The 15,897-nt window shown below is 31.8% G+C and carries 8 protein-coding genes; all 8 read left to right on the top strand.

All coding sequences use genetic code 11. From position 1 onward, the window contains the following. Positions 1-23: 23 nt before the first annotated feature. Positions 24-581 carry a ribosome recycling factor gene (gene frr / locus MPTP_RS05480; protein WP_013774107.1) on the top strand — a complete coding sequence of 186 codons (558 nt, stop codon included), beginning with the start codon at positions 24-26 and terminating at the stop codon, positions 579-581. Positions 582-834: 253 nt separating this feature from the next. Continuing rightward, the gene (locus tag MPTP_RS05475; protein ID WP_013774106.1) at positions 835-1,620 is read left to right on the top strand and encodes an isoprenyl transferase; all 786 of its coding nucleotides are present in this window, start codon (positions 835-837) and stop codon (positions 1,618-1,620) included. 19 nt (positions 1,621-1,639) lie between these two features. Beyond that, entirely contained in the window at positions 1,640-2,440 is an 801-nt protein-coding gene (locus tag MPTP_RS05470) for a phosphatidate cytidylyltransferase (protein ID WP_013774105.1), read from the top strand. Between the two features lie 666 nt (positions 2,441-3,106). Beyond that, a complete protein-coding gene (rseP, locus tag MPTP_RS05465; protein WP_013774104.1) occupies positions 3,107-4,375 on the top strand; it encodes an RIP metalloprotease RseP in 1,269 nt (422 codons plus the stop codon). Positions 4,376-4,441: 66 nt separating this feature from the next. After that, on the top strand, positions 4,442-6,166 hold the full coding sequence (locus MPTP_RS05460) for a proline--tRNA ligase (protein ID WP_013774103.1): 1,725 nt from the start codon (positions 4,442-4,444) through the stop codon (positions 6,164-6,166). Between the two features lie 267 nt (positions 6,167-6,433). After that, positions 6,434-10,786, top strand: a complete 4,353-nt coding sequence (locus MPTP_RS05455; protein ID WP_013774102.1) for a PolC-type DNA polymerase III — start codon at positions 6,434-6,436, stop codon at positions 10,784-10,786. A gap of 126 nt (positions 10,787-10,912) precedes the next feature. Next, entirely contained in the window at positions 10,913-12,391 is a 1,479-nt protein-coding gene (locus MPTP_RS05450) for an APC family permease (protein ID WP_013774101.1), read from the top strand. A gap of 664 nt (positions 12,392-13,055) precedes the next feature. Continuing rightward, complete coding sequence (locus tag MPTP_RS05445; protein ID WP_013774100.1) at positions 13,056-15,830, top strand: helicase C-terminal domain-containing protein; 2,775 nt, start codon at positions 13,056-13,058, stop codon at positions 15,828-15,830. Positions 15,831-15,897: the final 67 nt, after the last annotated feature.

The raw sequence follows: 15,897 nt of genomic DNA, 5'->3' as shown, positions 1-15,897 counted from the left end.
AATTAAATTAAGGAGGAAAATGAATGACAGATCAATTATTAAAAGAAACAACAGAACGAATGAAAAAAGCAGAACAGAATTTACAACGTGAATTGGGACAAATTCGTGCTGGACGAGCAAATGCTAGTTTATTGGATCGTATACAAGTTGAATACTATGGCGTAATGACACCGGTAAACCAATTGGCAACAATTAGCATTCCGGAAGCACGAATCTTAATGATTACACCATTTGACAAAAATTCCATTAAGGATATCGAACGAGCAATCCAAGCGAGCGATATAGGTATTAGTCCAACAAGTGATGGAAATATTATTCGTTTAGTTATTCCGCAACTGACAGAAGAACGTAGAAAAGAATTAGCAAAAGAAGTCAAAAAAGAAGCAGAAAATGCTAAAATTGCTGTTCGAAATATCCGTAGAGACACAATGGATACTTTAAAAAAACAAAACAAAAATGGAGATATTACTGAAGATGAATTGCATACTTCTGAAAAAGATGTGCAACAATTAACTGACAATAGTATTAAGAACCTTGATAATATTGCCTCAGAAAAAGAAGCAGAAATTCTAGAAGTATAAATTAAGTTAAAAACGAAAGATATCTTTATCAAGCAAAAAAGCGATATAAAAATTTTTTATTTTTATATCGCTTTTTTGCTTGATAATTATTTTTTAAACGATGTTTTAGGGAAATACCTTAATAAGATACCAATAAAATTTTTTCATTCATTTACTTACCCATTTGATAATTTAGAAAAAATGCTATTTAGCATAGGTTTTTTCTACAGATACTGCTATAATAGACTAGATATAATGGATTGGAGGAGGAAAAATGCTACGTTTTTTTCCGCAAAAAAATAAATATATTCAAAAAGAAAGCTCCTTTACTTTTGATCAAGATGGCGATATTCCTAAACATATAGCAATCATTATGGATGGTAACGGTCGCTGGGCACAAAATAGACGATTACCAAGAATTGCCGGTCATAAAGAAGGAATGAACACTGTCAAAAAGATTACAAAACATGCAAATCACCTAGGTATTAAGGTGTTGACATTATATGCTTTTTCTACAGAGAATTGGAAACGTCCAACAGAAGAAGTAAATTTTTTAATGCAACTTCCCGTGGATTTTTTTGATACATTTGTACCAGAATTGATCAAGGAAAATGTTCAGGTGCATGTAATGGGCTACAAGGAATTTCTACCTAAACATACACAAAAAGCCGTAGAACAGGCAATTGAACAGACTAAAAATAATACTGGCATGATTTTAAACTTTGCTTTGAACTATGGAGGTAGGGGAGAGATTGTAACAGCTGTTAAAGAAATTGGTGAAAAAATTGAAAATAAATTGTTATCCATTGATGAAATTGATGAGGCATTAATTTCTGATAATTTGATGACACGTTTCCTACCAGCAAATTTGAGAGATCCAGAATTATTGATTCGTACAAGTGGAGAAGAGCGCATCAGTAATTTTCTTTTATGGCAAATAGCTTATAGTGAATTATTTTTTACCGATGCTTTATGGCCAGATTTTAATGATAAATTATTAGAAACAGCAATTGCCTCATTTCAAAATCGGAGTCGTCGTTTCGGTGGCCTAAAGAAATAAATAAAGGAGAGAAAAACGAGTGAGACAACGAGTAATAACTGCAATTGTAGCATTAATTATTTTTATACCGATCATTATCTATGGTGGATTTTTGATAGCATTAGCAGGTGCTATACTTGCGAGTGTAGGTGTTTATGAAATGTTCAAAATGCATCAGCTTGGTATAACAAGTTTGGAAGGAATATTATCGATTATTGGAGCAATTTTTCTAGTTGTCCCAACATATTACTTATCCTTCCTCTTACCAAATCAACCAAATAATTTTATTCTTTTTTATTTGATTGTTATGTTGATTTTAGGAATTTCTGTGATTTCCAAAAATCATTATACAATTGATGAAGCGGGTTTTCCTGTACTTGTTAGTTTATATATTGGAATGGGATTTCAAAGTTTTGTCAATGCACGTGATGCTAGTTTGATAATTTTACTATATGGTTTATTTGTTGTTTGGGCAACAGATATAGGTGCATATATGATTGGTAGAAAATATGGTAAAAAAAAATTGTTGCCAGCTGTATCGCCAAATAAAACAATCGAGGGTGCAATTGGAGGTGTGGGATCAGCAATCGTTATTGCCTTTATTTTTATTCTGATTACATCAAGGCAGATCGTTTATCCCTATTCTTTACCTGTAATGCTGATACTAACTGGTATGTTTTCAATTATAGGGCAATTTGGGGATTTAGTAGAATCCTCGATTAAGCGTCATTATGGCGTAAAAGATTCTGGCAATATTTTACCTGGACATGGTGGTATCCTGGATAGATTTGACAGTTTATTATTTGTTTTTCCAATTATGCATTTACTTGGTATTTTTTAATAGATATATGATCATTTTTGTTATAGTTAATTTTTGTTTCTTAAAAGTTAGAATAAAAATCTAACTTTTGAGAAATTTTTTATTTCAATTTTTCATGTAGAAAAGATAGTTTAAATGATTTATATTATTATTGAAAATAATTATACTCTTTTTGATTGATTTAAATGATAAGTATTAATTTATTATTTAAACAAAAAGTTATTCTTTTTATTTTTTATGAAAAAAAATAAAGTTATAAATTAAAAAAATTTTACTTAAATATTTAATGCAAGTTATATAGATTCATTGGTCATTTGATAAAAATTATGATAAAATAGAAATTGTTTTATGTAAAAAGTTCAATCGTTTTTAATTTGTTTAATTTTTATTCTAAACACCCTTCATTCTTGATAAAATGATGTTGGGTATCTGTTTATGGAAAAATGAATGGCTAAAAATTCCAATTGTGTTATTTTATAGTTGGACAAAAATGATATTTATCTTTTAGATTACCTTTGATTAAAGGGTAGCATTCATCTTTTATTGATAAAACGATTAGAAACTCTATGAATCACTCACTTATGTTTTCAATGAAATTAAATAAATGAATGAAATGATCTTATTCATTGTATAAATGTGAAAATTTATCATTGGTTATTCAAGGTTTATAAAGAAAGAAGGAATTCGATGAAAACAATTTTAACGTTTATTATTGTCTTCGGTGTACTTGTTTTAGTTCATGAATTTGGACATTTCTTTTTTGCAAAACGTTCAGGAATTTTGGTTCGAGAATTTTCCATTGGTATGGGTCCAAAAATTTTTGAACATCAAGGGAAAGATGGAACAGCCTATACTATTCGTATTCTTCCTATCGGTGGATACGTAAGAATGGCGGGCATGGGAGAAGAAGATACTGAATTGCAACCAGGAACCCCTCTTTCTATCGAATTAAATGATCAACAGGAAATCATTACAATTAATACAAGTAAAAAAATCCAATTACCCAATAGTATTCCTCTTGAGATGACAGCTAGTGATTTAGAGAGAGAATTATATATTAAGGGAAATATTAATGGAGATAGTGCACAAGAAAAATGTTACCCAATAAAGCATGATGCATCAATAATTGAAGCGGATGGCACAAAAGTTCGAATTGCTCCTATTGATGTTCAGTTTCAGTCAGCTAAGTTATGGCAGCGAATGTTGACAAATTTTGCTGGTCCTATGAATAATTTTTTATTAGCAATTGTTCTATTTACTATATGGGTTTTTGTGCAGGGTGGTATAGTCGTAACGAATACAAATCACATTGGTCAGGTTTTAGAAAATAGTCCGGCAATGAAAGCAGGACTAAAAAGTAATGATGAAATTCTTTCAGTCAATCATAAAAAAATAAATACTTGGACAGACCTTACATCGATCATTCAAAAAAATTCTGATAAAAAATTAACTTTTGTAGTAAAAAGTACAGAAAAACAAAGAAAGTTAACAGTGATACCAGAAACCAAAAAAATGGATGGTACAAAGGTTGGTACAATTGGCATAACTGCTCCTATGAAGACTAGTTTTTCTGATAAACTTTTAGGTGGTATTCAGCAAACGGTTGATAATTCAACACAAATTTTTAAAGCATTGGGATCATTAGTTACAGGATTTAGCTTGAATAAATTAGGTGGACCAGTCATGATGTTTCAACTATCAGAAAAGGCAGCAAAAACTGGTCTTAGTACAGTGATTTGGTTGATGGCTATGTTGTCTATTAATCTAGGAATTGTTAATTTGCTACCTATTCCAGCATTGGATGGCGGAAAAATTATTTTAAATATTTTTGAAGCAATTTTTAGAAAACCATTAAGTCAGGAAAAAGAAGGAATGTTAACATTAGTTGGATTTGGTTTTCTGATGGTATTAATGGTCCTAGTGACCTGGAATGATATTCAACGATTTTTCTTTTAATCGTCATTTGAATCGATAAAAAATAATAATAAACAAATAACTATGCGAAAACAAAGGAGAATATGAATGAGACAGTCAAAAATGTTTATTCCTACATTACGAGAAATACCAAATGATGCAGAAGTCCTAAGTCATCAAATTCTTTTAAGAGGAGGCTATATTAGACAAATTGCTGCTGGAGTATATGCCTATTTACCACTTGCTAATCGAATAATTGAAAATTTAAAAAAAATTATGCGAGAAGAATTTGAAAAAATCGATGCAATTGAAATGCTGTTGCCAGCTATATTGCCTGCAGAGTTATGGGAAAAATCTGGCCGATATCAAACTTATGGTCCTGATTTATATCGTTTAAAAGATCGAAATGAACGACAATATATACTAGGACCTACTCATGAAGAAACCTTTGTAGAATTAATTGGAAATGACGTAAATTCTTATAAACGTCTTCCTTTAAACTTATATCAGATTCAATCAAAATATCGTGATGAAAAACGGCCACGTTTTGGTCTATTACGCGGTAGAGAATTTATTATGAAAGACGGTTATTCTTTTCATGCAACAGAGGAAAGCCTAGACACTACTTATAATGACTATGAAAAAGCCTATTCAGCTATTTTTAAGCGTTGTGGTTTAGTTTTTAGATCCATTATTGGAGATGGTGGAGCTATGGGTGGTAAGGATTCTAAAGAGTTTATGGCTATTTCTGATATTGGTGAAGATACGATCTGTTTTTCAACTGAAGGCGATTATGCGGCTAATTTAGAAATGGCAACCAGTTTATTCGTGTCTAAAAAGTCTCATGAAACACAGCTTCAAATTGAAGAGATTGCTACACCGAATGTTAAATCTGTCGAAGAGGTGGCTGCATTTTTTGAAGTAGATGAACAAAAAATCATTAAATCTATGTTATTTATGGCAGATGAAGAACCTGTTATGGTTTTAATCCGAGGTGACCACAAAGTAAATGAAGTAAAACTAAAGAATTTCTTGAAGGTAGATTTTTTGACCGAGGCAACTGAGGATCAAATTAAACATTATTTAGGGACTGAGCTTGGCTCTATTGGACCAGTGAATTTACCAGACGAAGTGAAAATCTATGCTGATTTACATATCCAAAATTTAGCCAATACCATTACTGGTGCAAATCAAACAGGTTATCATTTAGTAAATGTTAATCCAGAACGTGATTTCGTGCCAATTAGCTATGAAGATTTACGTCTTGTTCAAGAAGGAGATCCTTCTCCAGATGGAAATGGTGTTTTATCCTTTACCAAGGGAATTGAGATTGGCCATATCTTTAAATTAGGCACTCGTTATAGTGAATCCATGAATGCAACTATCTTGGATGAGAATGGCAAAGAACAATACATAATAATGGGTAGTTATGGAATTGGGGTTAGTCGTTTATTTGCAGCTATTGCTGAGCAGAACGCAGATGATAAGGGAGTGAATTGGCCCATTGGTATTGCACCTTTTGATATTCATGTTGTTCAAATGAATATGAAAGATGATGAACAAACACAATTATCAGAAGAGATTGAAGAATTAATGATAAGTGCTGGTTATGAAGTGCTTGTAGATGACCGGAATGAACGCGCTGGAGTTAAATTTGCTGAAGCTGACCTAATTGGGTGCCCAATTCGAATAACAGTTGGAAAGAAGGCAATAGATGATATTGTCGAAATAAAAATCAAACGTACTGGTGAAATGCTAGAAGTTAAAAAAGAGGAATTAAAAAGTACTTTGGCTATTTTGTTAAAGCCAGAAGGAATTGAAGATAATGAATAAAAAAGATGCAGAAGAAAATTCTGCATCTTTTTTATTCAAATATTTAAAATCAAATTTAATAGTATTCTAATAATCAGACAATTGGTTGTATTGCTACTATAGGTTAAGTTTTAATTATTTTTCGTCTGAATAATTAAATGGTTGAACAACTTAGTCATTGCTTGTTTCATTGTAATTTTCATTAAAAAATAGTATACTTACTTACAAGTGATGCACTCAGAAATGGTAATCGTATCTGAGTTTTTTTATTTGAGGGAGGCTCATTTTGTGACAGAAAAAGCAAAAGATCTATTTGCAAAGTTACTTACACAAATTCAATTAAAAGAAACTGAACAAGGGCATCAGCTCATGCAACAAGGAAAAATTGAAAAGGTAGTTGTTCATCAACATAGCAGATTATGGGAATTTAATTTTGAATTTGAAGAAATTTTACCTGTTCATTTATATCAATCTTTTATCCAGCATTTAATGCTTGCTTTCCAATCAATTGCCACGGTTTCTGTCAAAATTTCTTCTAACCAAAAACAATTTACAGAACAACAATTAATCGATTATTGGCAATTAGCTTTATTAAATCAAGATTACAATACTCCTATTGTAGCAAAAACATTGAAAACACAACTTCCTCAAATTAAGAATAGTCGAATTACTTTTCCTGTTGATAATGAAGCGGTTATTCCTTATTTAAAGGAGCAATACTTACCTATTATTGAAAAAAATTATACAAATTTTGGTTTTCCTGTCTTCAAAATCGAACCTGAGATGGATGAACAGCAAGCAGAGCGGTTATTAGCACAATTTGAAGAACAAAAGAGAGAACAAGCAACAGCTTTTCAACAACAGGCAACAGAGTCATTATTAAGACATGAACAAAAGAAAAAAGAACAAAAGCAGGTTGCCCCTTTAGAAGGACCTATTCGATTAGGTCGTGCTATCCCGAATGATGAACCTATTTTAGCAATGGAAACTATCACTGAAGAGGAACGTCGAGTAACAATTGAAGGATTTATTTTCAATAAAGAAATTCGGGAGTTACGATCAAAACGAAAAATTTTGATTTTAAAAATTACTGATTATACTTCTTCATTTGTTGTAAAAAAATTTTCAAATAGTGAAAAAGATGAACAAATTTTTGATGCTATTCAGAATAATAGCTGGATACGTGTTAGAGGAAGTATCCAAGAAGATACATTTATGCGTGATCTAGTTATGAACGCACAAGATTTAATTGAAGTCACCCATGAATCTAGAAAAGATTATGCACCAGAGAATGAAAAACGTGTTGAATTACATTTACATAGTAATATGAGCACCATGGATGCGACAAATAGTATTTCTGATTTGGTTGTACAAGCTGGGAAATGGGGACATAAAGCAATTGCCATCACTGACCATAGTTGTGCACAAGCCTTTCCAGAAGCACATGCCGCTGGACAAAAAGCAAATGTGAAAATTTTGTATGGTGTTGAAGCAAACATTATTGATGATGGTGTGCCCATCGCATATAATGAAGCACACGTTGAGTTACTTGATGCTACTTATGTCGTATTTGATGTTGAAACAACCGGACTATCTGCAGTTTACGATACGATTATTGAATTATCAGCAGTCAAAATGCACAAAGGAAATGTGATTGATACGTTTGAACAATTTATTAATCCAGGTCATCCATTATCCCAAACAACGATTCATTTAACAGGTATTACTAATGAAATGGTTAGCGATGCTAAATCTGAAAAAGTAGTGCTAAATATGTTTAAGAAATTTTCAGAGAATACTATCTTAGTTGCTCACAACGCTGCTTTTGATATGGGATTTTTAAACACAAGTTACCGAAAATATAAGATTCCAGAAGCTGAAAATCCAGTAATTGATACCTTGGAACTTGCCCGCTATTTATATCCTACCTTGAAAAGTCATCGTTTAAATGTATTAGCTAAAAAATTTGGTGTTGGATTAGAACAGCATCATCGAGCAATTTATGACTCTGAGGCAACAGGACATTTATGTTGGATTTTTTTGAAAGAAACCAAAGAAAAATTCTCGATGAATTATCACGATGAATTAAACATGCACATTGGTGAGGGAGATTCCTATAAACGAGCACGACCTTTTCATGCGGTGATTATTGCCAAGACACAAGCTGGTTTGAAAAACCTTTTCAAATTAATTTCAATGTCAAATGTTCATTATTTTTATCGGGTACCGAGAATTCCTCGTTCGCAATTGAATAAATTAAGAGAAGGTTTAATTGTTGGATCGGCTTGTTCAAGTGGCGAAATCTTTGAGGCAATGATGCAAAAAGGAATTGATGAAGCTGAGCGTCGAGCAAAATTTTATGATTATATTGAAGTCATGCCAAAACCCGTATATGCACCATTGATTGAACAAGAACTCATAAAAAATGAAGAAGATTTAGAAGAAATCATAGCAAATTTGGTTAAAATTGGCGATAAATTAGGAAAACCAGTAGTAGCTACGGGAGATGTTCATTACTTAAATCCTGAAGATGCTATTTATCGAAAAATCTTAATTAGTTCGATGGGAGGTGCTAATCCACTAAACCGTCATCAATTACCAGAAGTCTATTTTCGAACAACGGATGAAATGTTGACAGAGTTTCAATTTTTAGGCAAAGACGTCGCTCAAAAAATTATTGTTGAAAATTCTAACAAAATTGCAGATAGTTGTGATGTAATTATTCCGGTAAAAGATGAATTATATACACCAAAAATTCCAGGTTCAGAAGATGAAATTCGAAATTTAAGTTACACAAGAGCAAAAGAACTTTATGGAGATCCTTTACCCCCTATCGTTGAGAAGAGATTGAAAAAAGAATTAAATAGTATTATTGGCAATGGTTTTTCTGTGATTTATTTAATCGCACAAAAACTGGTGCATAAAAGTATGGAAGATGGGTATTTGGTTGGCTCTAGAGGATCAGTTGGCTCTAGCTTGGTAGCTACAATGACTGGAATAACAGAAGTGAATCCTTTAGCCCCTCATTATTATTGCCTGAACTGTCAATATTCAGAATTTTTTGAAGATGGAACCTATGGTTCTGGTTTTGATATGCCAGAGAAAGAATGTCCAAGGTGTGGTGAACGACTGTTTAAAGATGGACATGATATTCCTTTTGAGACTTTTTTGGGATTTCATGGCGATAAGGTACCTGATATTGATTTGAATTTTTCAGGTGATTATCAAGCCGAAGCACATAATTATACAAAAGTTTTATTTGGAGAAGATTACGTTTATAAGGCTGGAACAATCGGTACAGTTGCTGATAAAACAGCCTACGGTTTTGTAAAAGGGTATGAACGGGATAATGATCTGCAATTTAGAGGAGCAGAAATTGATCGTTTAGCTAAAGGAGCGACTGGGGTAAAAAGAACGACTGGACAGCATCCAGGAGGAATTATTGTCATTCCTGATTATATGGATGTTTATGATTTTACACCGATTCAATATCCAGCTGATGATAAAGATTCTGATTGGCGCACAACGCATTTTGATTTCCATTCGATTCATGATAATATTTTAAAGTTAGATATTTTGGGACATGATGATCCGACAGTTATTCGTATGTTACAAGATTTATCAGGAATTGATCCTAAAACAATTCCAACGGATGATCCAGAGGTCATGCGCATTTTTGATGGTTCTGAAGTTCTTGGGGTAACTGCTGAGCAGATCTATTCTAAAACAGGCACATTGGGGATTCCTGAATTTGGGACAAGATTTGTACGTGGCATGTTAGAAGAGACACATCCTTCAACGTTTGCTGAATTGTTACAAATTTCTGGATTGTCACATGGTACAGATGTTTGGCTTGGAAATGCTGAGGAATTAATCCGTAAAGGTGAAACGACCTTAGCAGAGGTGATCGGCTGTCGTGATGATATTATGGTTTACTTAATTCATGCTGGATTAGATGATGGTATGGCTTTTAAAATTATGGAAACTGTTCGTAAAGGCCAATGGAATAAAATTCCTAATGATTTACGACAAACATATTTAAAGGCAATGAAAGAAAATAATGTTCCTGAATGGTATATTGATTCCTGTTCAAAAATAAAATACATGTTTCCAAAAGCTCATGCTGCAGCCTACGTACTAATGGCTTTACGGGTAGCTTATTTTAAAGTTTATTTTCCTATTCTTTATTATTGTGCTTACTTTTCTGTTCGTGCGGATGACTTTGACCTCGTAACAATGGTGAAAGGTAAGACAGCAATCAAAGAACGTATGAAGGAAATTACTGATAAAGGATTGGAAGCTTCCACAAAAGAAAAAAATTTATTAACTGTATTAGAAATTGCTAATGAAATGTTGGAGCGCGGCTTTACTTTTTCTATGATTGATTTATACAATTCTGAAGCTGAAAATTTTGTCATTGATGGAAATACATTGATTGCACCCTTCCGTGCTGTTCCAAGTTTAGGATTAAATGTAGCGAAATCAATTGTTGAGGCAAGAGAAGAGCAACCTTTTTTGTCGAAGGAAGATTTATCAAATAGGGGAAAAGTATCCAAAACATTGATTGAGTATATGAATAATAATGGCGTATTAAAAGATTTACCAGATGAAAATCAATTATCATTATTTGATATGTTATAGTAGAAGAAATATTTTTATTGATTCTTTTTATGTGTTATATATTTTTAAGGAATTATCCTATTTGATTTGATAAAATTGTTTATAATGAAAAAATAAATTATCACAATTGAGGAGTGTTATATTTTCATGAAAGAAAGTCAGCTACGTTGGTTTACGGTTGAACTGATTGCTTTTAATATGATCTGGTCAATAGGAAATGTTGTAAATAATTATGCACAACAAGGCCTCTCTGTTGTTACCTCTTGGTTTATCGTATTGATTATTTTCTTTATTCCTTATGTACTCATTGTAGGTCAATTAGGTTCTACTTTTAAAAATAGCAATGGAGGTGTAAGTTCATGGGTACAGCAGACAAGTACAAAACGTTTAGCTTATTATGCTGCCTGGACTTATTGGGTCGTTCATATTCCTTATTTAGCACAAAAAACACAATTAATTTTAATTGCATTTGGTTGGGTCATCAAGGGAAATGGTGAGATTATTAATAACTTTTCTATGGTAAAACTTTCTATTCTTTCGTTAATTATTTTCTTAACTTTTTTATTATTGGCAACAAGAGGGTTTGCGACATTAAAAATTATTGGTGGGTTGGCTGGAACGGCTACCTTAATTATGTCACTATTATTCATCTTATTTGCCATTGGTGCACCTATGATCAACCAATCTGTAACCTTTGCTACACCTCATATGAATCAGATAAAAACATATATTCCCACGTTTAATTTAAGTTATTTTACCACGATTTCTATGTTGGTCTTTGCAGTGGGAGGATCAGAGAAGATTTCTCCATATGTTAATAAAATGAAAAATCCAGCAAAAGAATTTCCAAAAGGCATGATCTTCTTGGCAATTATGGTTGGTGGTTCAGCAATTCTAGGTTCTTTGGCTATGGGGATGCTATTTGCAAGTAACAATATTCCAAAAGATTTAATGGCTAATGGTGCCTATAGTGCTTTTCAATTGTTAGGGCATTATTATGGCATAGGTAATTTATTAATGATTATTTATGCGATAACAAATGGTATGGGCCAAATTGCTGCATTAGCTTTTTCTATTGATGCTCCACTAAAAATTTTACTAGCAGATGCTGACCCTGAATTTATTCCTGCATGGCTGCGTAAAAAAAGTAAAAAAGGAACATTGGTTAATGGGTATTTATTAACAGGAACACTAGTGAGTATTATTATTATCTTGCCTTTGTTCGGTATAAAGAATATTAATGAATTGGTTAAATGGTTGACTAACTTAAATTCAATCGTTATGCCAATGCGTTATTTATGGGTATTTTTAGCTTATATGCTACTTAATAAAGCTTACAAAAAATTTAATTCAGAGTATAAGTTTGTTAAAAATCCTATACTTGGATTTATTTTTGGCTTATGGTGTTTCTCATTTACAGTTGTTGCTTGTTTTTTAGGAATGATACCAAAAATTGATTTTCATTCGGATCCACAAGCTTGGCTATTTCAGCTAATCTCTAATATTCTTACGCCAATTGTATTAATTTTATTAGGTATGATTTTGCCGGCCATTGCTCGTAGAAATAATAAAGAAAAAAATAAAAAAAATGTGTCTGTTGAGGAAGATTCCTCTCTTAGTGAATAAACAACTCCTGGATAAAAAAGATTAAATAGACATTCAAAAACGATTCTAGAATGATATTCTAAGTCATGAGTAACAGTTTAAAGGTGGATGCTTTGAATATCAGCTAACACTTTTAAGCAATATTAGAAAAAATAGTTTACAACTAAACCTTTTTATTTTGCTTTATTTTTCTATTGTAAATTCTATTTGTTTGATATGCTATTTAAAAGGAATAATCGATAAGGATCATTGGCTAGCTAATGATCTTTATCGATTTTCACTATTTAATGAATGAGTATTAAAAAATAATAGATGAAAAATATTGATATTACCTAAGAAAAATTTTTCAACCATTTAAATTATTCTAGTTAAAGAGCATAAAAGCTGGTCAGGTAAAATTAATTTAAACCTAATATTCATAAACTTAAAAAATAAATTAAATTTTAAAAAAAGATAGTTAAAAATTATTAAATAGGTTTAATGATATCTAACTGCTTGTTTAAAAAATGACTTATTTATCAAGATAAATTTTGTAGTTCACTATTCTCTAGGTATTAAGATGAATGGTATCTAGTGTTATCCTTGTAAATTTTCAGCTAGTTGTTAATTTATTAACTAAAATATTCGTGTAATTAATTATTTTTGTAGTATAATTTTTTTAGATAAATGAAAGGCGTGAAAGCCAATGGCAAAAGGCCCTATCTATGCTGTTGTCGATCTAGAAACAACAGGAGTAGATCCAACAGTTGATCGTATTATTCAATTTGGCTGTGTATTGATTGAAAACGGTGAGATCGTTTCACACATTGGTACAGATGTTAATCCAAATCGTATCATTCCTAAACAGATTCAACATTTAACTGGTATTAGTAATGCAAGAGTACAAAAGGCACCTTATTTTGAAGATATTGCTATAATGATTTTTAATTTATTAACAGATACTATTTTTGTTGCACATAATGTTCATTTTGATTATCGGTTTTTATCTCATGAATTGGTTAGATGTGGACTACCTCCATTAACTATTGATGCTATTGATACAGTAGAGCTGGCACAGATTTTTTTGCCAACTGAAAGGAGTTTTCGCCTGAGTGATCTTTCAAGTAGTTTAGGCCTTTTACATAATCATCCACATCAAGCAGATAGTGATGCCCAGGTAACAGCAGAATTGCTGTTGATAATTGAACAAAAAATGTATACTTTACCATTAATAACTATGGAAAAGATAAGTCAATTAGGTGAACAATTGGTTAGACAAACTGGAGAGTATATTCAAGCAATCTATAAAAAAATGAAGGAACACCCAGTCGCATTAGATGAAACGATTCATATCGTTGGAGGATTGGCGTTACGTAAAAAGGAGATCCCCACCTATGAATATGATCTGTATAAAAAGCAATCTTATCCAAAAACAAAAAGGGGAAAAGAAAAACTATTTGCTGATTTATCATTTACTTATCGAACTGAGCAAGCACAAATGATGAATTTAGTTTATAGACACTTTACTGAACAAGAAACTTCTAAAAATTTATTTATTGAAGCACCCACAGGGATTGGAAAAACATTTGGTTATTTATTTCCACTTAGTTATCTTGTCACAAATGAAAGACCATTGGTAATTAGTACGGCTTCCATCTTATTACAAAATCAGCTATTACAGAAAAATATTAAAATATCTAACCAAATTTCTCCTTACTGCTTACAAGCAACAATAATTAAAAGTCATCGTCATTATTTAGATTTACAAAGTTTCAAAGAAACGCTAGCACATCCAATAAAACAAAAGCAATATGGGCTGTATCAAATGAAGTTATTGGTTTGGCTACTTCAAACTGAAACTGGTGATTTAGATGAGCTACAGCTGACAAACTTCAACTATATATTTTGGCAAGAAGTTCAGCACCGTGGCATCCAGTTTTTAATCCAAAAACATCCACTTTATGATGAAGATTTTGTACGTTATCTGTATAAAAAAATGGTGCAAAGTAATGTGTTGATTGTTAATCACGCATTTTTGATTCAGGAATCTATGCGAGAAGAACCTCTTCTTCCTAGGAGTCCCTATTTAATTATTGATGAAGCTCAACATTTGCCAGAAATTAATGAATTTGTTGCGAGTTATCGATTGAACAGTTTGTCTTTTAAAAAACAATGGCTGCATTTTCGAGATAAAGAACAACTTTTTAAAAAATTACAAACGATATTGACAGCACATATCTCGATTAAACATTATTTAAAGATTTATCAAACTGCACTTGTTGATTTATCTGAAGAGATTTCTGATTTTTTTAGTGAATTAGCAGATTTAACAAAGACAAAAAATGAAAAACAACAGGAACAATTAATTTCACAAAGTTTACTTGCTCATCTTTCTATTGAAGGAGAAAAGGCTCTTCAAACTGTTCAAATTATCTTGAAAGAAATGCTTGAGTTACAAACAAAAATACAGACAATTATTTATAAACATATTGAAGAATTTAAGCGATCTGACCGTCTTTATTTTGTTCGTTTATTTTTACTATTTGATCAAGTAGTTTTGATAAATCAATGCTTCGATCTATTTATAAATCATTGGCAAGCGCGTTGGATTAAAACCTATACTGCGATTAATGATAGACAAGGAATCTTAAGTGTCAAAGACTTAGAGGCGGATCATTTACCGGCCACATCTTGGTATGAGCGTTATGAGCGAATCGTTTATACTGGTGGAACAATTATGTTTGACAAAAATAAAAATTATTTATCTTCACAATTAGGGTTACCAATTACTTCAACTTCTGTTAAGCGTTTACCGGATCCCTATGATTATGAAGAAAATGTACGCCTTTATATTCCTCAAGAGGCCTTGCAAATTAAAGAACAAAGCACCAATGAATTTGCCAAGTATATCGCTTCAATTATTAATGCATTATTGAATAAAGAAGATCGATCAATCCTAGTTTTATTTACTTCACTTGAATTGCTGACAATCGTTTATCAATTGTTACAACCGATTTTTATAGAACAAGGAAATGAAATACTTGCACAGGGAATTAGTGGAAATCGGGAAAAAATTTTAAGACGTTTCATGCAATCTAAGAAATGTGTTCTACTGGGTGCAGATAGCTTTTGGGAAGGGATAGACCTACCAGGAGATACATTACAATTATTAATTGTAACTAGATTGCCCTTTGAGAATCCGAATAGACCTTCTATCAAGGCAAAATATACTTACTTGGAAGCCAAGGGACTTCAGCCATTTAATGAAGTATCCTTGCCTAAAGCTGCTTTAAAACTTAGGCAAGCGTTGGGTAGATTAATTCGCTCTAAGGAGGATCGAGGTGCGCTATTGGTATTAGATCGTCGATTGATTGCTGCAAACTATAGTAATAAAATTTTAAAAGTATTCCCTAAAAAATTACCAATAAAAGAATTACCCTTTGAGGATATTTTACAAGATTTAAAAGAATTTTTAGGATAAATAGAAATATTTTGACTACAACTATCTTAAAGAACAGATTATCTGTTATAATAAAAATCAGCTATTT

This window comes from Melissococcus plutonius ATCC 35311 (assembly GCF_000270185.1).
Lineage (GTDB): Bacteria > Bacillota > Bacilli > Lactobacillales > Enterococcaceae > Melissococcus > Melissococcus plutonius.
The sequence above is the reverse complement of the archived record's forward strand: the minus strand, read 5'-3'. Positions and strand labels throughout refer to the sequence as shown.

Excerpts from the sequence above, each read along its gene's own strand:
- frr (WP_013774107.1), top strand. The coding sequence starts at position 24 with ATGACAGATCAATTATTAAAAGAAACAACAGAACGAATGAAAAAAGCA.
- MPTP_RS05475 (WP_013774106.1), top strand. The coding sequence starts at position 835 with ATGCTACGTTTTTTTCCGCAAAAAAATAAATATATTCAAAAAGAAAGC.
- rseP (WP_013774104.1), top strand. The coding sequence starts at position 3,107 with ATGAAAACAATTTTAACGTTTATTATTGTCTTCGGTGTACTTGTTTTA.
- MPTP_RS05460 (WP_013774103.1), top strand. The coding sequence starts at position 4,442 with ATGAGACAGTCAAAAATGTTTATTCCTACATTACGAGAAATACCAAAT.
- MPTP_RS05450 (WP_013774101.1), top strand. The coding sequence starts at position 10,913 with ATGAAAGAAAGTCAGCTACGTTGGTTTACGGTTGAACTGATTGCTTTT.
- MPTP_RS05445 (WP_013774100.1), top strand. The coding sequence starts at position 13,056 with ATGGCAAAAGGCCCTATCTATGCTGTTGTCGATCTAGAAACAACAGGA.